The sequence below is a fragment of the Streptomyces sp. RPA4-2 genome, assembly GCF_012273515.2.
GTDB classification, from domain to species: domain Bacteria; phylum Actinomycetota; class Actinomycetes; order Streptomycetales; family Streptomycetaceae; genus Streptomyces; species Streptomyces kaempferi.
This window is the reverse complement of the sequence record NZ_CP050975.2, coordinates 6,154,701-6,173,667: the sequence shown is the minus strand read 5'-3', so window position 1 is coordinate 6,173,667 and position 18,967 is coordinate 6,154,701. Positions and strand designations below refer to the sequence as shown.

Here is an 18,967-nt window from a genome sequence, read left to right as displayed (position 1 = left end):
GTCCGCGGCGGTCTTCCCGGTTCACGGGCACCGACGGGCGAGGGTCAGGCGACGTTCACACGCTGTCCGGGCGGGGCCGCCTCCAGCCACGCGAGGAACCCGGTCAGCGCGTCCTCGCTCATCGCCAGTTCCAGCCGCGTGCCCCGGTGGACACAGGCCAGGATGATCGCGTCGGAGAGCAGCGCGAGCTCCTCCTCACCGTCCGGGGCACGCCGGCCGGCCACCTCGATCGCCGAGCGCTCCAGCACACGGCGCGGGCGGGGGGAGTACGAGAAGACCCGGTACCACTCGATGCGGTCACCGTTGTAGCGGGCGACGCCGTAGCCCCAGCCCTTGCCACTGGTGTCGCTCTTCTCGGGCACGTCCCAGCGCAGGCTGCAGTCGAACGTGCCGCCGGAACGCTGGATGAGCCGGCGGCGGAGGCCGAAGACGAACAGCCCCACCACCACGAGAGCCACTACCAATCCGCACACAGTCAGAGCGAGGACCATCGACACCGACCTCCTCGTCTCCTAGGTAACGGAAAAGAAAAAACCTCCGCATTCGCCTCAGCCGCGGCCGGGGCCGGAATCATCCGGTCCCAGCCGCGGCTGAGGCAAAGCATCACTCGGCACTCCCCCAGTACCCTAAGGGTCTGGGAGGTGCCCCCGGATCAGCGCGCCGACACCGCCCGGAGTCGGACATCCGCCCGACGCTCGGCGGAGGCATCGCCCTCCGCCTTGGCGCGCTCGAGCTCCCGCTCCACGCGCTGGACGTCGATCTCGTCCGACAGCTCGGCGATCTCGGCCAGCAGCGACAGCTTGTTGTCCGCGAACGAGATGAAACCGCCGTGCACCGCGGCGACGACCGTTCCACCATCACTCGTACGGATGGTCACCGGGCCCGACTCCAGCACACCGAGAAGCGGCTGGTGACCGGGCATGACGCCGATGTCGCCGGACGTGGTACGCGCGACGACCAGGGTGGCCTCGCCGGACCAGACACTGCGGTCCGCGGCGACGAGCTCGACATGCAGCTCAGCAGCCAAGGTGGGCTCCTCGGGTCACCACCCGGCCGTTGCCGCCGGGTGTTGGGTCAAAGTCTAATGGGCGTGAGGAGAGGGACGGGACGCACCCCGCGAGGTGCGGCCCCGCCCCCCTCACTCATGAACACGAGGTTCAGGAGACGCCGAGCTCCTTGGCGTTGGCCTTGAGGTCCTCAATGCCACCGCACAGGAAGAACGCCTGCTCCGGGAAGTGGTCGTACTCACCGTCGATGATCGCGTTGAAGGCCACGATCGACTCGTCCAGCGGGACGTCCGACCCGTCGACGCCGGTGAACTGCTTGGCGACGTGGGTGTTCTGGGACAGGAAGCGCTCCACGCGACGGGCACGGTGGACGGTGAGCTTGTCCTCCTCGCCCAGCTCGTCGATACCGAGGATCGCGATGATGTCCTGAAGGTCCTTGTACTTCTGGAGGACCGACTTGACGCGCATCGCGGTCGCGTAGTGGTCCGCGGCGATGTACCGCGGGTCCAGGATGCGGGACGTGGAGTCCAGCGGGTCCACGGCCGGGTAGATGCCCTTCTCGGAGATCGGACGGGAGAGCACCGTCGTCGCGTCGAGGTGGGCGAACGTGGTGGCCGGGGCCGGGTCGGTCAGGTCGTCCGCGGGGACGTAGATCGCCTGCATCGAGGTGATCGAGTGACCACGGGTCGAGGTGATGCGCTCCTGGAGGAGACCCATCTCGTCGGCCAGGTTCGGCTGGTAGCCCACCGCGGAGGGCATACGGCCGAGCAGGGTCGAGACCTCGGAACCGGCCTGCGTGAAGCGGAAGATGTTGTCGATGAAGAACAGCACGTCCTGCTTCTGCACATCGCGGAAGTACTCCGCCATGGTCAGACCCGCGAGGGCCACGCGCAGACGGGTGCCCGGGGGCTCGTCCATCTGGCCGAAGACAAGGGCGGTCTTGTCGATGACGCCCGAGTCCGACATCTCCTCGATGAGGTCGTTGCCCTCACGGGTGCGCTCACCGACACCGGCGAACACGGAGACACCGTCGTGGTTGTTGGCGACGCGGTAGATCATCTCCTGGATGAGCACCGTCTTGCCGACACCGGCACCACCGAACAGACCGATCTTTCCACCCTTGACGTACGGGGTGAGAAGGTCGATGACCTTGACGCCGGTCTCGAACATCTCGGTCTTCGACTCGAGTTCGTCGAAGCGCGGGGCCTTGCGGTGGATGGACCAGCGCTCGCCCGTGTACTTCTCGTCGCTGTTCAGCACCTCACCGAGGGTGTTGAACACCTTGCCCTTGGTGAAGTCGCCGACCGGGACCGTGATGCCGGTACCGCTGTCGGTGACCGCGGCCTGGCGGACCAGACCGTCGGTGGGCTGCATGGAGATCGTGCGGACCAGGCCGTCACCCAGGTGCTGGGCGACCTCCAGGGTCAGCGTCTTCTTCTCGCCGGCGTTGGCCGGGTCGGCCACCTCGACGTGAAGGGCGTTGTAGATGTCCGGCATCGCGTCGACGGGGAACTCCACGTCGACGACCGGGCCGATGACCCGGGCGACGCGGCCCGTGGCAACGGCCGTCTCAGAAGTCGTCGTCATTACTTGTCACTCCCCGCGGTCGCGTCGGCAAGGGCTGCGGAGCCACCGACGATCTCGCTGATTTCCTGGGTGATTTCGGCCTGGCGGGCCGCATTGGCAAGGCGGGAGAGCGTGGTGATCAGGTCTCCCGCGTTGTCGGTCGCCGACTTCATCGCGCGGCGCGTGGCGGCGTGCTTGGAGGCAGCCGACTGGAGCAGCGCGTTGTAGATACGGCTCTCGACGTAGCGCGGCAGCAGGGCGTCGAGGACGTCCTCCGCCGATGGCTCGAACTCGTACAGCGGAAGGATCTCGCCCGTGCTGGACGTCTCCTCCGCAACCTCTTCGAGGCGCAGCGGAAGCAGTCGGCTGTCGATCGCCGTCTGCGTCATCATCGAGACGAACTCGGTGTAGACGATGTGGAGTTCATCCACGCCGCCGTCCGCCGTCTCCTTCTCGATGGCCTCGATGAGCGGACCCGCGACCTTCTTCGCGTCCGCGTAGGTGGGCTCGTCGGTGAAGCCCGACCACGACTCCACGACCGTGCGCTCGCGGAAGTGGTAGTGGGCCAGACCGCGGCGGCCGACGATGTACGTGTCGACCTCCTTGCCCTCGGCCGCGAGACGGGCGGTCAGCATCTCCGCCGCCTTGATGGCGTTGGAGTTGAAGGCGCCGGCCAGTCCGCGGTCGCTCGTGAGGAGCAGCACCGCGGAACGGGTCGCCGTCTCCGCCTCCGTGGTCAGCGGGTGCTTGGTGTTCGAACCGGTACCGACCGCCGTGACCGCGCGGGTGAGCTCGGTCGCGTACGGCGCGGAGGCCGCCACCTTGCGCTGCGCCTTGACGACGCGCGAGGCGGCGATCATCTCCATCGCCTTGGTGATCTTCTTGGTCGCGGTGACGGATCGGATGCGACGCTTGTAGACCCGGAGCTGGGCTCCCATGAGTCAGGTCCCTTCCTTACGTCACTTGGCGGCGGCCGGAGCGTCCTCGCCGAGAAGCTTCCCGTCCGAGGTCTCGAACTGCTTCTTGAAGTCCGCAATGGCGTCGGCGACGGCGGTGAGGGTATCGTCCGACATCTTGCCGCCCTCCTTGATGGAGGTCATGAGGCCCTGCTCCTTGCGGTGCAGGAACTCCAGGAGCTCCTTCTCGAAGCGGCGGACGTCGGAGACCGGTACGTCGTCCATCTTGCCGGTGGTACCGGCCCAGACGGAGACGACCTGGTCCTCGGTCGGCATCGGCTGGTACTGAGACTGCTTGAGCAGCTCGACCAGTCGCTGACCGCGCTCCAGCTGCGACTTCGACGCGGCGTCCAGGTCGGAACCGAAGGCGGCGAACGCCTCCAGCTCACGGTACTGGGCGAGGTCGAGACGGAGCCGGCCGGAGACCTGCTTCATCGCCTTGTGCTGGGCGGAGCCACCGACGCGGGAGACCGAGATACCGACGTTCAGGGCCGGACGCTGGCCGGCGTTGAACAGGTCGGACTCCAGGAAGCACTGGCCGTCGGTGATGGAGATGACGTTGGTCGGGATGAACGCCGACACGTCGTTCGCCTTGGTCTCGACGATCGGCAGACCCGTCATCGAACCGGCGCCCATGTCGTCGGAGAGCTTCGCGCAGCGCTCCAGCAGACGGGAGTGCAGGTAGAAGACGTCACCGGGGTAGGCCTCGCGCCCCGGCGGACGGCGCAGCAGCAGGGACACGGCGCGGTAGGCGTCGGCCTGCTTCGAGAGGTCGTCGAAGATGATGAGGACGTGCTTGCCGTCGTACATCCAGTGCTGGCCGATGGCCGAACCGGTGTACGGCGCCAGGTACTTGAAGCCGGCCGGGTCGGACGCCGGGGCGGCGACGATGGTCGTGTACTCGAGCGCGCCGGCCTCTTCCAGGGCACCTCGCACGGAGGCGATGGTGGAGCCCTTCTGACCGATGGCGACGTAGATGCAGCGGACCTGCTTCTTCGGGTCGCCCGAGCGCCAGTTGTCGCGCTGGTTGATGATCGTGTCGACGGCCAGCGCGGTCTTGCCGGTCTGACGGTCACCGATGATCAGCTGACGCTGGCCGCGGCCGACCGGGGTCATCGCGTCGACGGCCTTGTAGCCGGTCTCCATCGGCTCGTGCACCGACTTGCGGACCATGACGCCCGGGGCCTGCAGCTCGAGGGCGCGGCGGCCGGACGTCTCGATCTCGCCGAGGCCGTCGATCGGGTTGCCGAGCGGGTCGACGACGCGGCCGAGGTAGCCCTCGCCCACGGCGACGGACAGCACCTCACCGGTGCGGTGCACCGGCTGGCCCTCCTCGATGCCGCTGAACTCGCCGAGGACGACCGCACCGATCTCGCGCTCTTCCAGGTTCAGCGCGAGACCGAGGGTCCCGTCCTCGAACTTCAGCAGCTCGTTCGCCATCGCCGAGGGAAGACCCTCGATCTTGGCAATACCGTCGCCGGCGACGGTGACCGTACCGACCTCCTCGCGCGAGGCCGCGTCCGGCTGGTACGACTGGACAAAGTTCTCCAGCGCGTCCCGGATCTCCTCCGGCCGGATCGTGAGCTCCGCCATCTGGGTTCCCTGCTCTCCTTGTTGGGCCCGAAGTGTTCTTGGGGGTCTGGGGTCAGCCCCCAGGAATCCTCTGCACGGCCCAACCAGGGCCGTAGGTACAACGTGTTACGCGTATTGAGTTGCTGCTAGCCGGCCATGCGGCGGCCGGCGTCGTCGAGCCGGTCCGCGATGGCGCCGTTGATGACCTCGTCACCGACCTGCACCCGGATCCCGCCGAGGACCTCGGGGTCCACGTCGAGGTTGAGGTGCATCGAGCGGCCGTAGAGCTTCGCCAGAGCGGCGCCGAGGCGCTGCTTCTGGCCGTCGCTCAGCGGGACCGCCGAGGTGACGACGGCGACCATGCGGTCCCGGCGCTCGGCGGCGAGCTTGGACAGGGACTCGAGTCCCGCCTCCAGGCTACGTCCACGCGGCGCGGTCACAAGGCGCGTCACCAGACGCTCGGTGGTCACGTTGGCACGGCCGCCGAGCAGGCTGCGCAGCAGCTCGCTCTTGGCCGCCTTCGAAGCGGCGCGGTCGGTCAGCGCGGCACGCAGCTCGGTGTTCGAGGAGACGATCCGGCCGAACCGGAACAGCTCGTCCTCGACGTCGTCGAGCGTGTTCGCCCGCTGGGCGGCCGTGAGGTCGGCGATGTTCGCCAGCTCCTCCAGCGTGTCCACCAGGTTGCGCGACTGCGACCAGCGCGAGCGCACCAGACCGGCCACCAGGTCCGCGGCCGGGCCGCCGACCTGGCCGCCCAGCAGGCGCTGGGCCAGCTCGGCCTTGGCCTCACCGGGCTGCGCCGGGTCGGTCAGGACCCGACGCAGGGACACCTCGCGGTCGAGCAGGGCGGTGACGGCGGCCAGCTCGTCGCCGAGCCGGGCCGCGTCCACGGACGTCGAGTCCGTCAGCGCGTCGAGACGCTCACGGGCTGCAGCGAACGCCTCGCGGCTCGCTCCGTGCGCTGTCATCGAGTCGCCTCGGCCTTCGTGGCGGCCTCATCGAGTCCGTCGAGGAAGCGGTCGATGACACGGCTCTGCCGGGCGTGGTCCTCGAGGGACTCACCGACGAGCTTGCCGGCCAGGTCGGTGGCGAGCTTGCCCACGTCCTGGCGCAGCGCCTGCGAAGCGGCCTTGCGGTCGGCCTCGATCTGCGAGTGGCCGGCGGCGATGATCTCCTCACGCTGCCGCTGGCCTTCCGCGCGCATCTCGGCGATGAGCGTGGCGCCCTGCTCCTGCGCCTCCTGGCGCAGCCGCGCGGCCTCGTGCCGGGCTTCGGCGAGCTGGGCCTTGTACTGCTCCAGCACGCTCTGGGCCTCGGTCTGAGCGGCCTCGGCCTTCTCGATACCGCCCTCGATGGCCTCGCGACGCTCGTCCAGAACCTTGTTGATGTTCGGGAGAAGCTTCTTGGCGAGGAAGCCGAAGACGATGACGAAGGCGATCAGGCCGATGACAAGCTCAGGGATCGGCGGGACGAGCGGGTTCTCCTGCTCGGCCGCCAGAATGAGCAGCTGGCTCATATCAGTGCCTTTCGTCTAGTGGGCTGTCGTCGATCCGACGTCACACGCCGTAGACGAACGGCATGACCAGACCGATGAGGGCGAGCGCCTCACAGAAGGCGAAGCCGAGAATCTGGTTGGCGCGGATCAGACCGGCGGCCTCAGGCTGACGGGCGAGCGCCTGGGTGCCGTTACCGAAGATGATGCCGACGCCGACGCCGGGGCCGATGGCCGCGAGGCCGTAACCGATCGAGCCGAGCGAGCCGGAGACAGCGGCAAGGGTCTGGGACATGCCAGTTCTTCCTTTTCTTTACGGACCGGTGGGGGTTGGCCACCGGACGACTGCGGGGTCGAGAAGCGGGCGCTCAGTGGTGCTCGGCCAGCGCGCCCTGGATGAAGGAGCAGGTCAGCAGCACGAACACATACGCCTGCAGGGCCTGGATGAACAGCTCGAAGGCCGTCATGACGATCACCATGATGAACGAGACGCCCGCGTAGGCGATCCCGATGCCGTTCAGCAGGTACCAGCTGGCGATCGTGAACAGCAGCAGCAGGGTGTGGCCGGCGAACATGTTCGCGAAGAGTCGGACCGCGTGCGTGAAGGGCCGGACGATCAGGTTCGAGAAGAACTCGATGAGCATGGCCAGCGGCAGCACGGGGCCGAGCGACTTGTCGTATCCCGTGAAGTTCTTGAGGGCGCCGACGAAGCCATGACGCTTGAAGGTCAGCGACACCCACAGGACGTAGACGATCAGGGCGAGCACCACGGGGTACGAGATGATCGCGGTGACCGGGAACTGGGCGACCGGCACGATCGACCAGAGGTTCATCATCCAGACGAAGAAGAAGAGCGAGACGACGAGCGGTACGTACTTCTCGCCTTCCTTCTTGCCGATGGTCTCGTAGACGATGCCGCGCCGGACGAAGTCGTAACCCGTCTCGGCGACCATCTGGAGCTTGCCCGGGACGACCTTCGGCTTGCGGAAGGCCGCCCAGAAGAAGCCGACGATGATGATCGAGCCGAGCAGCGCCAGCAGCATCGTCTTGTTGAAGTACAAGTTGCTGTCCCCGTCGCCCAAGAGGGGCTTGAACAGGAACGAGTGCAGGCCGGGAGCCGGGAAGCCACAGCCGTCGAAGATGTGGCAGTCGGTCTCGAAGGCGAGCACCTGCGTCGGGTCAGCACTCACCGCGGGCTCCTTCAGCGTGGCGCATAGGTACGGCAACCTCGTTGTGTCGGCGCGGCGCGCAGCCGCGGTTCGGCACTGGACTGGTGTTACGGATGGGAGGGCGGCTGTGGGGCATCAAGCCTCGCGATTGAGCAGGCGTCAGCTCAGATGCCCGCGCCCGCGATGCCGCAGTTGGCACCGGACGATAGCAGGATCTCCTACAGGCACTTATCCCGGCCCTACCCCTCACGACGAGTGCTCCGATTTTTCGGGCTTGTCGCCCTTCGCGGAGTCGGGTTCGACGTAAAGGATCTTGGCGTTCATGTGGGCACGCGCCTGTGCGCCGATCCACGCGAGCGTGGTGGCGACCAGGGTGATCGCGAAGGCTTTGGGGTTGAACAGCGTCGTGTTCTTGAACGCGGCGACGAAGATGAACAGCAGAAGAATCTGCGCCGTGTAGAGCAGCAGTCCCATCGCCTGGAACAGGTGCGGAAGCGTTTTGGCGGTGCGCTGCAGAACGTAGAGCCCGATGCCCATGAACAGGATCACGACCAGCGTCGCGACGACCGCCCCGAGCGCTCCCTTGCCACCCGCGACCACACCGCTGACCACGGCGGCGATCGCGCCGACGGCAGCTGTGGGCACGGCGGCCTGAAGGAGAATCCGGGCGTCATTGGACGGCATGGCGGCAACTCCGCTTGCTAAGGGGGGCAGGGTGTCGTCATGGACGAGCGTAGTCCCGGGTCGAGAGAGATCCTCACGCCAAGGGGCCGTCTCACGACGGTCCTTCGGCTCCACCCCGGGTTCTCGTGAACCGTATCACAAACTATTTGATGCGGTCTTTACCTAGATGGTGTGCTCGCTGTCACACATGAGAGTGAACCTGCGCGTCTGTGCAAAATAACGGGCAACTTGTCTGGTATTGCAGCGGTTTGCCACTGGCGGCTCTTGCAAAATTCTTACTTTGCGTCAGCGTGAACTTTCGGCCCCGGGCCGGTCCAGGACACGCGCACGAGTGCCAATCGCCGTCGCCCCGTTGACTCCTGAGACTCCGACAACGACCGGGGCACGCTGTTCGTCGTCGATGTCCTCCCGCTCCCGCGCGGCCTCGGCGCCCTGCGCCGGCGCCTCTTCGTCACCGTCGGCCGGGAGCGCCGAGGCGGCGGCCCGGCGACGCCGGTAGCGCGGCGGTACGAGGTGCTCGGCCCAGCGCGGAGCGCGCGGGGTGAAGCGCGGCAGCAGGAGCAGCACGAGACCGACCGCGCTGAACGCGGCGATACCGAGCACGCTCCACATGGCTCCCGAGTTCACCGAGTAGGCGAGGGCGCCGAAGGCGATGAGCGCCGACCAGAAGTACATGATCAGCACGGCCCTGCTGTGCGAGTGGCCGACCTCCAGCAGTCGGTGGTGCAGATGCCCGCGGTCGGCGGCGAACGGCGACTGTCCGCGCCAGGTGCGCCGCACGATGGCGAGCACGAGGTCGGCGGCCGGGATGGCGATGATCGTCAGCGGCAGCAGCAGCGGGATGAAGACGGGCACCGTCTGGTGAACGGTGTTGCGCGGGGAACCGGTGAAGAGGTTCATCACGTCGGGGTCGATCTGCCCCGTGATGGAGATCGCGCCGGCCGCAAGCACCAGCCCGATCAGCATCGAGCCGGAGTCCCCCATGAAGATCCGCGCCGGGTGCATGTTGTGCGGCAGGAAGCCCAGGCACATGCCCATCAGGATCGCCGCGAACAGCGTCGCCGGGGCGGCCGCCTCGATGCCGTAGCTGTACCAGATGCGGTAGGCGTACAGGAAGAACGCGGCGGAGGCGATGCACACCACGCCGGCGGCGAGCCCGTCGAGCCCGTCGACGAAGTTCACGGCGTTGATCGTGATGACCACCAGCGCCACCGTCAGCAGCGTGCCCTGCCACTGGGTGAGGGCCACCAGGCCGACACCGGGGATCGGCAGCCACAGGATCGTCAGACCCTGCATGACCATCACGCCCGCGGCGATCATCTGACCGCCCAGCTTGATCAGGGCGTCGATCTCGAACTTGTCGTCCAGCACGCCGATCAGCCAGATCAGCGCCGCCCCGGAGAGCAGCGCGCGCGGCTCGTTGGAGTTGGAGAAGACCGCGTTGAGGTTCGTCAGGTGGTCGGCGACCAGCAGGCCGGCGCACAGACCGAAGAACATCGCGATGCCGCCGAGCCGCGGTGTGGGTTCCCGGTGCACGTCCCGTGCCCGGATCTGCGGCATGGCTCCGGCCACGATCGCGAACTTCCGTACCGGCCCGGTCAGCAGATACGTCACCGCGGCCGTGACACAGAGTGTCAGCAGATATTCACGCACGGGCTTCCCCACAGGTCTCGCTGGCCATCTCAGCCCCACACCCTAGCGATGCGCGCATACGGTTGAGGACTTCCGGGTAGCGACGATGGTTGCACGAGTGGCTGTGCACACGAGTGCGTGTACCCCTCAGAGGTCCGGATAGGGCGGAAATCTTCCGGTGAGCTCCCGCACTTCTTCACGTGCGGTCCTGCTGTCCTTCCCGCCTCGCAGCACCGCCGCGAACACCGCCGCGACCTGCGCCATCTCCAGCTCGCCCATGCCCTGCGTGGTCATCGCCGCGGTGCCCAGCCGCAGGCCCCGCGACTCCCCGTGAGGCAGCGCACAGGTGTCGAGGACCATTCCGGCGGCGGCGAGCCGGCCGCGCGCGGTGCGTCCGTCGAGGCCGAACGGCGCCGGGTCGGCGGTCAGCATGTGGGTGTCGGTGCCGCCCGTGGTCAGGGCGAGTCCCTCCGCGGCCAGCCGCTCGCCCAGCGCCCGCGCGTTGGCGACCACCTGATGCGCGTACGCCGTGAACGCGGGCGTCTCCGCCTCGCCGAACGCGACGGCCTTGGCGGCGATCGTGTGCATCTGCGCACCGCCCTGGGTGAACGGGAAGACGGCGCGGTCGACGCGCTCGGCCAGTTCCGCGCCGCACAGGATCATGCCGCCGCGTGGCCCGCGCAGCACCTTGTGGGTCGTCGCGCAGACCACGTCGGCGTACGGCACCGGGCTGGGCGCGGCTCCCCCGGCGACCAGCCCGATGGGGTGGGCGGCGTCGGCGATGAGATAGGCGCCGGCCTCGTCGGCGATCTCCCGGAAGAGCGCGTAGTCGATGTGCCGGGGATAGGAGATGGAGCCGCAGACGATGGCCTTGGGGCGGTGCGTCCGGGCCAGCGCCCGCACCTGCTCGTAGTCGATCCGCCCGGTCTGCGGCTCCACGCCGTAGCCGACGAAGTCGAACCAGCGGCCGGAGAAGTTCGCCGGCGACCCGTGCGTGAGGTGACCCCCGAAGGCCAGCCCCATGGCGAGCACCGTGTCGCCGGGGCGCAGCAGGGCGGCGTACGCGGCCAGCACGGCCGAGGATCCGGAGTGGGACTGCACGTTCGCGTGATCGGCGCCGAAAAGGGCCCTGGCGCGCTCCACGGCCACCCGCTCGGCGACGTCGACGATCTCGCAGCCGCCGTGGTGACGGGCGCCGGGGTACCCCTCGGCGTACTTGTTGGCGAGCGGCGACCCGAGGGCGGCCAGCACGGCCGGCGAGGTGAAGTTCTCGGCCGCGATCAGCTGCAACGTCGTCGACTGCCGCACCAGCTCCCCGAGCAGGATCTCGGCGAGTTCCGGGTCCTGTCGGCGCAGGACATCCGCTTCCAGCGTGTGTGTGACCGGCATGGTGGTCTCCGGACCTCGGCAGGGGGTGCGCCACGTCCTGGGCGGCGAGATGCGCTACGTCCAATGTAGAACCGCGGCCCCGCGGGCGCCCGGTCTCGCCCGGACCCGTATCCCGTCGGCGCCGCGCGGCCCGGCCGGCGCCCTCGCCCACGACCGTGCGCGGGCCCCCGCCCGACACGGCCGCGCCCGTGTCAGGCGCTCGCCCGCACGCCCGTCAGCGCCGTCACGACCGGGTCCAGCGCCTCGTTGATCTCGTCCCCGATGGACCGGAAGAACGGCAGCGGCGCGCCGTAGGGGTCGTACACCTCGTCCGCCTCCGCCGTCGGGGCCAGCAGCCACCCGCGCAGCGCCGCCGCGGCCCGCACCAGGGCACGGGCGCGTTCGACCACGCCGTCCTCCAGCGGGGGCAGCGTCGCGGTGTCTATGGCCCGTACGAGGCGCGTGAACTCCTTCAGTGTGAAGGTGCGCAGACCCGCCGAGTGGCCCATGGAGATGACCTGGGCGCGGTGGTCGCGGGTGGCCGTCAGCACCAGGTCGGCCCTGATGACGTGGTCGTCGAGGAGCTCGCGGCCGACGAAGCCCGTGGCGTCCGCGCCGAAGTCCGCGAGGACGGTCTCGGCGTTGGCCTCCATGGGCGCGCCCTCGTGGCCCCAGGTGCCCGCGCTCTCCACGATCAGGCCGCCCCACAGGGGGTCGCCGAGGCGGTGCGCGAGGGCATGGCGGGTCAGCCGCTCGGTGATCGGCGAGCGGCACACGTTGCCGGTGCTGACGTGGAGGATGCGGAAGGACCCCCCGGGAGCACCGTTGGACCCCGCGCTCCCCGTGCCTATGCCACGCATGGGGGTGCCCCCTGGTCGAGGGGGGCCGGGAGCCTGGGGGCGTCAGGGGCTGTCAATTCGCCACCTCGAGGTCGGGTACGACCTTCCGCAGCTCCTCCGCCGACAGCGCCCCGGCGCGCAGCAGCACGGGCACCTTGCCGGTCACGTCCACGATCGAGGAGGGCACGTTGCCGGGGGTCGGACCGCCGTCCAGGTAGACGGAGACGGAGTCCCCGAGCATCTCCTGCGCGGCGTCGCAGTCCTCCGGCGCCGGGTGGCCGGTGAGGTTCGCGGAGGAGACGGCCATCGGGCCGACCTCCGTGAGCAGTTCGATGGCGACCGGGTGCAACGGCATGCGCACGGCCACCGTGCCCCGGGTGTCACCGAGGTCCCACTGCAGGGACGGCTGGTGCCGGGCGACGAGCGTCAGGGCGCCCGGCCAGAACGCGTCGACGAGCTCCCAGGCCATCTCGGAGAAGTCCGTGACGAGCCCGTGCAGGGTGTTCGGGGAGCCGATGAGGACAGGGGTGGGCATGTTGCGGCCGCGGCCCTTGGCGTCGAGCAGATCGGCGACGGCCTCCGAGGTGAACGCGTCGGCACCGATGCCGTAGACCGTGTCCGTCGGGAGGACCACCAGCTCGCCACGGCGGACGGCGGACGCGGCCTCACGCAGACCGGTCGTGCGGTCGGTCGCGTCGTTGGTGTCGTATCGCCGTGCCATTTAGCGGGCCTCCTCGTACACGTACTGCTGGCTGGGGAACGGGATGCGCGTCATCACGGCATCGCCTTGCGGGCGGTCGCGAACCGCGGCCGGTTGTTGAGGTCCGGGTGGTCGGCCGCGTCGGCCCAGCCCCGCTCCTCGGTGAAGATCCACGGCACCTGTCCGCCCTGGGTGTCGGCGTGCTCGATGACGACGACGCCGCCGGGGCGCAGCAGCCGGTGCGCGGTGCGCTCGATGCCGCGGATGAGGTCGAGTCCGTCCTCGCCGGAGAACAGGGCGAGTTCGGGATCGTGGTCCCGGGCCTCCGGCGCCACGTACTCCCACTCGGTGAGCGGGATGTACGGCGGGTTGGAGATCACCAGGTCCACCTGCCCGTCGAGGTCGCGGAAGGCCTCCAGGGCGTCTCCCTGGCGCAGGTCGACCCTGGACCCCTCGACGTTCTTGCGTGTCCACCGCAGGGCGTCCTCGGACAGCTCCACGGCGTGCACGCGGGAGCGCGGGACCTCCTGCGCGAGGGCGAGCGCGATGGCGCCGGAGCCGGTGCAGAGGTCGACGATCAGTGGTTCGACGACGTCCATCGCGCGGACGGCGTCTATGGCCCAGCCGACCACCGACTCGGTCTCCGGGCGGGGCACGAAGACGCCGGGGCCCACCTGGAGCTCCAGGTAGCGGAAATAGGCGTGCCCGGTGATGTGCTGGAGCGGCTCGCGGGCCTCCCGGCGCGCGATCACCTCCCAGTAGCGGGCGTCGAAGTCCGCGTCCTTGACGGTGTGCAGCTCGCCCCGTTTCACGCCGTGCACGAAGGCGGCGAGCTCCTCCGCGTCGTTGCGCGGTGAGGGCACGCCGGCGTCGGCCAGCCGCTGGGTGGCCTGGGCCACTTCCGCGAGCAGCACGCCGCGGGGGTTTGGGGGTCGCCCCCCAAGATGTTGCTGCACGCTGGTCCTCCGGGGCTGAGCTGTTGTCGTGAGCTTCTTACGCGGCGGCGAGTTTGGCCGCCGAGTCCGCGTCGACGCAGGCCTGGATCATCGCGTCGAGGTCGCCGTCGAGGACCTGGTCCAAGTTGTACGCCTTGAATCCGACGCGGTGGTCCGAGATGCGGTTCTCCGGGAAGTTGTACGTACGGATCTTCTCGGAGCGGTCGACGGTACGGACCTGGCTGCGGCGGGCGTCCGCGGCCTCCCGTTCCGCTTCCTCCTGCGCCGCCGCGAGGAGCCTGGAGCGCAGGATACGCATCGCCTGCTCCTTGTTCTGCAGCTGGCTCTTCTCGTTCTGGCAGGAGGCGACGACTCCGGTGGGAATGTGCGTGATGCGCACCGCGGAGTCGGTCGTGTTCACGGACTGGCCGCCGGGTCCGGAGGAGCGGTAGACGTCGATGCGCAGATCGTTCGCGTGGATCTCGACGTCGACCTCCTCGGCCTCCGGCGTGACCAGCACGCCGGCCGCGGAGGTGTGGATGCGGCCCTGCGACTCGGTGGACGGCACGCGCTGCACGCGGTGCACGCCTCCCTCGTACTTCAGGCGCGCCCAGACGCCCTGTCCCGGCTCGGTGGCGCCCTGGCCGCCCTTGGTCTTCACCGCGACCTGGACGTCCTTGTAGCCGCCGAGCTCGGACTCGGTGGAGTCGATGATCTCGGTCTTCCAGCCGACGCGCTCGGCGTACCGCAGGTACATGCGCAGCAGGTCGCCGGCGAAGAGGGCGGACTCGTCGCCGCCGGCGCCCGCCTTGATCTCCAGGATGACGTCCTTGTCGTCGCTGGGGTCGCGCGGGACCAGCAGCAGCCGGAGCTTCTCGGTGAGCTCCCCGCGCTGCTTCTCCAGTTCCTTGACCTCGGCGGCGAAGTCGGGGTCGTCGGCCGCGAACTCCTTCGCGGTCCCGATGTCGTCCCCGGTCTGCTTCCAGGAGCGGTACGTCGCGACGATCGGGGTCAGCTCGGCGTAGCGCTTGTTCAGCTTGCGCGCGTTGGCCTGGTCGGCGTGGACCGACGGGTCAGCGAGCTTCTTCTCCAGATCGGCGTGTTCACCGATGAGTTCCTCGACCGCCTCGAACATCTCCGGCTCCAATGGACTGTCCCCCGCTCCGTGACGGGCTCGGGGACGTAGGTACGGCGTGGGGGTCCCCAGGGTCCTGACGGGGTCCGGACCCTGGGGGAAGGGGCTGCACCGCAAAGCGCCGGTCCCGGCGCCCCCGTGCCGGGGACGCCGGAGACCGGCGCTGTGGGCTCGCTACTTCTTGGCAGCGGCAGCCTTGCCGAAGCGGGCCTCGAAGCGGGCCACGCGGCCACCGGTGTCGAGGATCTTCTGCTTGCCCGTGTAGAACGGGTGGCACTCGGAGCAGACCTCGGCACGGATGGTGCCGGAGTCGATCGTGCTGCGGGTGATGAACGACGCGCCACAGGTGCAGCTGACCTGGGTCTCGACGTACTCGGGGTGGATCTCGCGCTTCAAGGTGTCTCCTAGTTTCGGGAGGGCGCCGGGTCGCCGCCGCGGGATGCGGGTGCGTGAACCGGAGCCGACGTACCAGTCTGCCAGGACTGGGCGCATCCCCCAAAACCGGGGGGATGGATTATCTATTCCCGGGCAGGTGTACGGGCCGCTCAGGGCCTGCGCACGGGGCTCAGGAGGCGTTCACGACGCCCTTCGCGGTGCCCGTGGCGGTGCCCTCGGTGGCCGCCCTCGGAACCGCCCGGTCGTCCTTGAGGGCGTTCCAGACCATCTTGGCCTTGGCCTCGTCGACCAGGACACGGTTGGCGTCCGCGCTGTCGTACTGGACCGGCATCGTCACCATGTTCATGTGCGACGAGCCGATGCCCTTGAGACCGTCGGCGAAGGACGCGAGGTCCTTGACCGAACCGATGTCGGAGTCGGTGGTGACGGTCTTGGTGGCGGTGTCGGCGAGCTGGTAGAGCTTCGCGGGGCTGGTCAGGACGCCGAGGTGCTTGACCTGGTCGACCAGGGCCTTGATGAACGCCTGCTGGAGCTGGATGCGGCCGAGGTCGGAGCCGTCACCGACGCCGTGCCGGGTGCGGACCAGACCGAGCGCCTGCCGCCCGTCGAGCGTGTGCGGGCCGGCCGTGAGGTTCAGATGGCTGTCGGGGTCCTTGATGTCCTTGGTCGTGGTGACCGAGACACCGCCCAGGTCGTCGATGAGCTTCTGGAAGCCGCTGAAGTCGACCTCGACGTAGTGGTCCATGCGGATGCCGGACAGGGACTCGACGGTCTTCACGGCGCAGGTGGCGCCACCGGTGGAGTACGCGGAGTTGAACATGACGCCGGTCGCGGCGTCGTGGGTGACGCCCTTGGCGTCCGTGCAGGAGGGGCGCCGGACGAGGGTGTCGCGGGGTATGGAGACCACGCTGGCCTTCTTGTGGCCCTGGTATATGTGCACGACCATCGCCGTGTCCGAGCGGGCGCTGCCGTCGTCGACGCCGCCGCCGAGCTTCTCGTTGCCGCCGGACCGCGTGTCGGACCCCAGCACCAGGATGTTCTCGGAGCCGTTGTCGGCCTTCAGGGGCCGGTCCGAACCGAGGGCCTGGTTGATGTCGACGGTCTTGAGGTTGTCGTTGAGCTTGAAGTAGAGGATCCCGACGCCCGTGCCGCCCAGCACGACGATGCCCGCCGCGGTCCAGGCCGTGATGAGCAGCGCCTTGCGTCGCGTTCCCCGCGGCTTGCGGCGGCTGCCCTTCGCACGGCGGCGCGGACGGCTCGTGCCGGACTCGCCCGGTGTCCCGGGTCCCGGCGTGCTCTCGGCAGGCATGTGCTCCCTCAGTCCTCGTACTGTCGGTTACCCCTGTCTGTCAGGGCCAGGCCCGTCTGCGGTCGTGACACGTACTTCTCCATGGTCACTCCGTACCGTCAGACGGGGAAACTCGGCAAAGGGTTGCACAACGCGATGTGCCCACCGCCGACCGCGATGGGCACATCGAAGGCTCGGCGCGTCCGGACAGGAACGCGCTCACCTGCTCTTTCAGCCGAAGATGTCGTACTGCCCGAAATCGGTACCGATCTTGATCCTTGTGGCGAAGATCTCGCTGGTGGCCTTGCCGGTACCCGGGTACAGATACAGCGTGCCGCCGGGCGTACGGGCCAGGAAGTCGGCCCTGCCGTCGCCGGTCACGTCACCCGGAGCGTCGAAGGCGTTGTAGCCGCCCCAGGTGCGCACCTTGACGCGGGCCGAGAACGCCCCGCTGCCCGCCTTGCCGGTGCCCTTGTAGAGGTAGACGTACGAGCCGGTCCCGCTGCGCGCGATCAGGTCGGCCTTGCCGTCCCCGCTGAAGTCACCATGCCCGCGAAGGGAGTTGTACTGGTTCCAGCCGGAGCCGACCTCGACGCGGGCCGAGAAGGTGCCGTTGCCCTTGCCCGGGTAGATCCACAGGACGCCACCGGAGTCGACGGAGAGCAGGTCCGGCAGCGCGTCACCGGTGACGTCGCCGGGGGCGACGACGCGTGTGCGGGTCTTCCAGTTGGTGAAGATCTTCGTGTCGGCCCACTTCTCCGTGGACGGCAGGAAGTGCCACCAGTGGATGTCACCGCTGGAGCTGCGGCGCTCCACGACGTCCTGGTAGCCGTCGCGGTCGAGGTCGGCCTGCAGGACCACGTTCGACGTGCTCCAGGAGCCCCACGACTGCCGGGCCCCGAACGAGGTGCCGTTGGAGTCCTTCTCGTACAGCGTCTTGGTGGACGCCTGGCGGACGAACAGGTCCGCCTTGTGGTCACCGCTCAGGTTCGTGTCGTCGACGCGCGGGAAGGCGGCGCCCACATAGGTGCTGACCTTGCTGAAGACGCTGTACGCGCCCTTCTTCACGCAGTCCGCCACGCCCCAGGAGACGACGCCCACGATGCGGCCGCCCACGATCAGCGGGCCGCCGGAGTCACCGTTGCAGGCCGAGGTGGTGCCGGTGTCGCTGCCGGTCGCCGGGTTGCCCGCGCAGACCATGTGGCCCTTGACGAAGTCCGTGCCGTAGTAACGGCCGCACGTGGTGTCGGACTGGAGGGGCAGCGTGGCCGTCTTGAGGTTCTCGGCGATGTCCTGCGTGGTGGAGGTGGTGCGGCCCCAGCCGTAGAGCGTGGCCTTGGTGCCGGACGCGTACGAGGCGGTGTCGCCCGACGTCGTCATCCGGATCGGCTTGGCCTTGACCGGGCCCGGCAGCGTGAGCACCGCGAGGTCGTTGTCGATGGCCGACGCGCTGTACGAGGGATGGTTCCACTGCCGCCAGACACCGGAGACGGTGCCGCCGTGCAGGTTGGTACCGCCGTCCGAGGGCAGCTGACCGGTGCCGGTCAGGACGGCCCCGTGGGCCTTCCAGTCGTAGCCCTTGACGCAGTGCGCGGCGGTGAGGATCTTCGTCGGCGCCACCACCGCGCCACCGCAGAAGAACCCGGTGTCGTCGCTGGTGCTGCTCGTGCCCTTGTCGTCCGTGTACCAGAGCTGAGCCATCCACGGAGCCGTGGTGATGGTCGTCGTGGTACCACCGATGATCTTCGGATCGACGGAGCCGGTGGCCGCGCTCCCGCCGACGCTCGTGCCGGTGCCCGCGCCTATGCCCGCGCCTGTACTTGTGGACGTGCCGGCGCCCGAGGTCGCCCCCGCACTCGTACCCGTACCTGCACCCGTACCTGCGTCCGTGCCCGTGCTCGCGCCCCGCGAGGGCTTCGGGGTCGACGGGCCCGCCGTGCCGTCACTGGCGACGGCGGCGGCGATCCGCTTCTCCAGCGTGGCGAGGCCGGGCGACGGGTGGCCCGGCCTGGCCGTCGGCGCCGACTGCGTCGTGGCGGCGTTCGCGGACGACATCAGCAGCGCGCCGCCGACGGCGGCCGCCAGGGTCGCGGCGGCGACGGGAACGGCGATGCGTATCCGGCGTCTGTGACGACCACGCCCGGACAAGGATGAATCCACTCAAGTCCCCCCTGAGACCTATCTGTTGCGAGAAGGCGCGATCGTACACGCGTGCCGGACAGCACAAA

The 18,967-nt window shown here is 68.9% G+C and carries 19 protein-coding genes; all 19 read right to left on the bottom strand.

What is annotated here, in order from left to right; translation table 11 throughout:
• Positions 1–44: 44 nt before the first annotated feature.
• Entirely contained in the window at positions 45–491 is a 447-nt protein-coding gene (locus HEP85_RS27200) for a DUF2550 domain-containing protein (protein ID WP_153288573.1), read from the bottom strand.
• A gap of 161 nt (positions 492–652) precedes the next feature.
• The gene (locus HEP85_RS27195) at positions 653–1,027 is read right to left on the bottom strand and encodes a F0F1 ATP synthase subunit epsilon (RefSeq protein ID WP_168530269.1); all 375 of its coding nucleotides are present in this window, start codon (positions 1,025–1,027) and stop codon (positions 653–655) included.
• Positions 1,028–1,157: 130 nt separating this feature from the next.
• Positions 1,158–2,594 carry a F0F1 ATP synthase subunit beta gene (gene atpD / locus HEP85_RS27190; RefSeq protein ID WP_153288574.1) on the bottom strand — a complete coding sequence of 479 codons (1,437 nt, stop codon included), beginning with the start codon at positions 2,592–2,594 and terminating at the stop codon, positions 1,158–1,160.
• Positions 2,594–3,511 (bottom strand): F0F1 ATP synthase subunit gamma, encoded by a 918-nt coding sequence (locus tag HEP85_RS27185; RefSeq protein ID WP_168530268.1) that lies wholly within the window; start codon positions 3,509–3,511, stop codon positions 2,594–2,596. Before HEP85_RS27185 ends, atpD begins: the two co-directional genes overlap by 1 nt.
• Positions 3,512–3,532: 21 nt before the next feature.
• Positions 3,533–5,122, bottom strand: coding sequence for a F0F1 ATP synthase subunit alpha (atpA, locus tag HEP85_RS27180; protein ID WP_168530267.1), 1,590 nt, complete (start codon positions 5,120–5,122; stop codon positions 3,533–3,535).
• Between the two features lie 125 nt (positions 5,123–5,247).
• On the bottom strand, positions 5,248–6,069 hold the full coding sequence (locus HEP85_RS27175) for a F0F1 ATP synthase subunit delta (RefSeq protein WP_168530266.1): 822 nt from the start codon (positions 6,067–6,069) through the stop codon (positions 5,248–5,250).
• The gene (locus tag HEP85_RS27170; RefSeq protein ID WP_168530265.1) at positions 6,066–6,617 is read right to left on the bottom strand and encodes a F0F1 ATP synthase subunit B; all 552 of its coding nucleotides are present in this window, start codon (positions 6,615–6,617) and stop codon (positions 6,066–6,068) included. Before HEP85_RS27170 ends, HEP85_RS27175 begins: the two co-directional genes overlap by 4 nt.
• Positions 6,618–6,657: 40 nt before the next feature.
• Positions 6,658–6,888, bottom strand: a complete 231-nt coding sequence (gene atpE / locus HEP85_RS27165) for an ATP synthase F0 subunit C (RefSeq protein WP_031039373.1) — start codon at positions 6,886–6,888, stop codon at positions 6,658–6,660.
• Positions 6,889–6,961: 73 nt separating this feature from the next.
• Positions 6,962–7,783, bottom strand: coding sequence for a F0F1 ATP synthase subunit A (gene atpB / locus HEP85_RS27160; RefSeq protein ID WP_168530264.1), 822 nt, complete (start codon positions 7,781–7,783; stop codon positions 6,962–6,964).
• Positions 7,784–8,008: 225 nt separating this feature from the next.
• Complete coding sequence (locus tag HEP85_RS27155; protein WP_168530263.1) at positions 8,009–8,446, bottom strand: hypothetical protein; 438 nt, start codon at positions 8,444–8,446, stop codon at positions 8,009–8,011.
• A 285-nt stretch (positions 8,447–8,731) separates the two neighbouring features.
• A complete protein-coding gene (locus tag HEP85_RS27150; RefSeq protein ID WP_168530262.1) occupies positions 8,732–10,099 on the bottom strand; it encodes an MraY family glycosyltransferase in 1,368 nt (455 codons plus the stop codon).
• A gap of 126 nt (positions 10,100–10,225) precedes the next feature.
• Complete coding sequence (glyA, locus tag HEP85_RS27145; RefSeq protein ID WP_168530261.1) at positions 10,226–11,467, bottom strand: serine hydroxymethyltransferase; 1,242 nt, start codon at positions 11,465–11,467, stop codon at positions 10,226–10,228.
• Between the two features lie 191 nt (positions 11,468–11,658).
• A complete protein-coding gene (locus tag HEP85_RS27140) occupies positions 11,659–12,306 on the bottom strand; it encodes a protein-tyrosine-phosphatase (protein WP_168530260.1) in 648 nt (215 codons plus the stop codon).
• A 52-nt stretch (positions 12,307–12,358) separates the two neighbouring features.
• On the bottom strand, positions 12,359–13,006 hold the full coding sequence (locus HEP85_RS27135; RefSeq protein WP_168530259.1) for an L-threonylcarbamoyladenylate synthase: 648 nt from the start codon (positions 13,004–13,006) through the stop codon (positions 12,359–12,361).
• Between the two features lie 53 nt (positions 13,007–13,059).
• Positions 13,060–13,899 carry a peptide chain release factor N(5)-glutamine methyltransferase gene (gene prmC / locus HEP85_RS27130; RefSeq protein WP_329290446.1) on the bottom strand — a complete coding sequence of 280 codons (840 nt, stop codon included), beginning with the start codon at positions 13,897–13,899 and terminating at the stop codon, positions 13,060–13,062.
• A gap of 79 nt (positions 13,900–13,978) precedes the next feature.
• Positions 13,979–15,055, bottom strand: coding sequence for a peptide chain release factor 1 (gene prfA / locus HEP85_RS27125; protein ID WP_168530257.1), 1,077 nt, complete (start codon positions 15,053–15,055; stop codon positions 13,979–13,981).
• Positions 15,056–15,229: 174 nt separating this feature from the next.
• Positions 15,230–15,451, bottom strand: a complete 222-nt coding sequence (gene rpmE / locus HEP85_RS27120; RefSeq protein ID WP_168530256.1) for a 50S ribosomal protein L31 — start codon at positions 15,449–15,451, stop codon at positions 15,230–15,232.
• Between the two features lie 169 nt (positions 15,452–15,620).
• Positions 15,621–16,760, bottom strand: coding sequence for an LCP family protein (locus HEP85_RS27115; RefSeq protein WP_168530255.1), 1,140 nt, complete (start codon positions 16,758–16,760; stop codon positions 15,621–15,623).
• A gap of 210 nt (positions 16,761–16,970) precedes the next feature.
• Positions 16,971–18,794: a trypsin-like serine protease gene (locus HEP85_RS27110; RefSeq protein WP_168534064.1), complete on the bottom strand. Its 1,824-nt coding sequence runs from the start codon at positions 18,792–18,794 to the stop codon at positions 16,971–16,973.
• Positions 18,795–18,967: the final 173 nt, after the last annotated feature.

Bases quoted from the DNA above. Each gene is read 5' to 3' on its own strand.
- HEP85_RS27135 (WP_168530259.1), bottom strand. From the start codon at position 13,006: ATGGCACGGCGATACGACACCAACGACGCGACCGACCGCACGACCGGT.
- HEP85_RS27185 (WP_168530268.1), bottom strand. From the start codon at position 3,511: ATGGGAGCCCAGCTCCGGGTCTACAAGCGTCGCATCCGATCCGTCACC.
- glyA (WP_168530261.1), bottom strand. From the start codon at position 11,467: ATGCCGGTCACACACACGCTGGAAGCGGATGTCCTGCGCCGACAGGAC.
- HEP85_RS27140 (WP_168530260.1), bottom strand. From the start codon at position 12,306: ATGCGTGGCATAGGCACGGGGAGCGCGGGGTCCAACGGTGCTCCCGGG.
- HEP85_RS27155 (WP_168530263.1), bottom strand. From the start codon at position 8,446: ATGCCGTCCAATGACGCCCGGATTCTCCTTCAGGCCGCCGTGCCCACA.
- prfA (WP_168530257.1), bottom strand. From the start codon at position 15,055: ATGTTCGAGGCGGTCGAGGAACTCATCGGTGAACACGCCGATCTGGAG.
- atpA (WP_168530267.1), bottom strand. From the start codon at position 5,122: ATGGCGGAGCTCACGATCCGGCCGGAGGAGATCCGGGACGCGCTGGAG.
- atpD (WP_153288574.1), bottom strand. From the start codon at position 2,594: ATGACGACGACTTCTGAGACGGCCGTTGCCACGGGCCGCGTCGCCCGG.
- HEP85_RS27170 (WP_168530265.1), bottom strand. From the start codon at position 6,617: ATGAGCCAGCTGCTCATTCTGGCGGCCGAGCAGGAGAACCCGCTCGTC.
- HEP85_RS27115 (WP_168530255.1), bottom strand. From the start codon at position 16,760: ATGCCTGCCGAGAGCACGCCGGGACCCGGGACACCGGGCGAGTCCGGC.
- HEP85_RS27110 (WP_168534064.1), bottom strand. From the start codon at position 18,794: ATGTCGTCCGCGAACGCCGCCACGACGCAGTCGGCGCCGACGGCCAGG.
- atpE (WP_031039373.1), bottom strand. From the start codon at position 6,888: ATGTCCCAGACCCTTGCCGCTGTCTCCGGCTCGCTCGGCTCGATCGGT.
- HEP85_RS27200 (WP_153288573.1), bottom strand. From the start codon at position 491: ATGGTCCTCGCTCTGACTGTGTGCGGATTGGTAGTGGCTCTCGTGGTG.
- HEP85_RS27175 (WP_168530266.1), bottom strand. From the start codon at position 6,069: ATGACAGCGCACGGAGCGAGCCGCGAGGCGTTCGCTGCAGCCCGTGAG.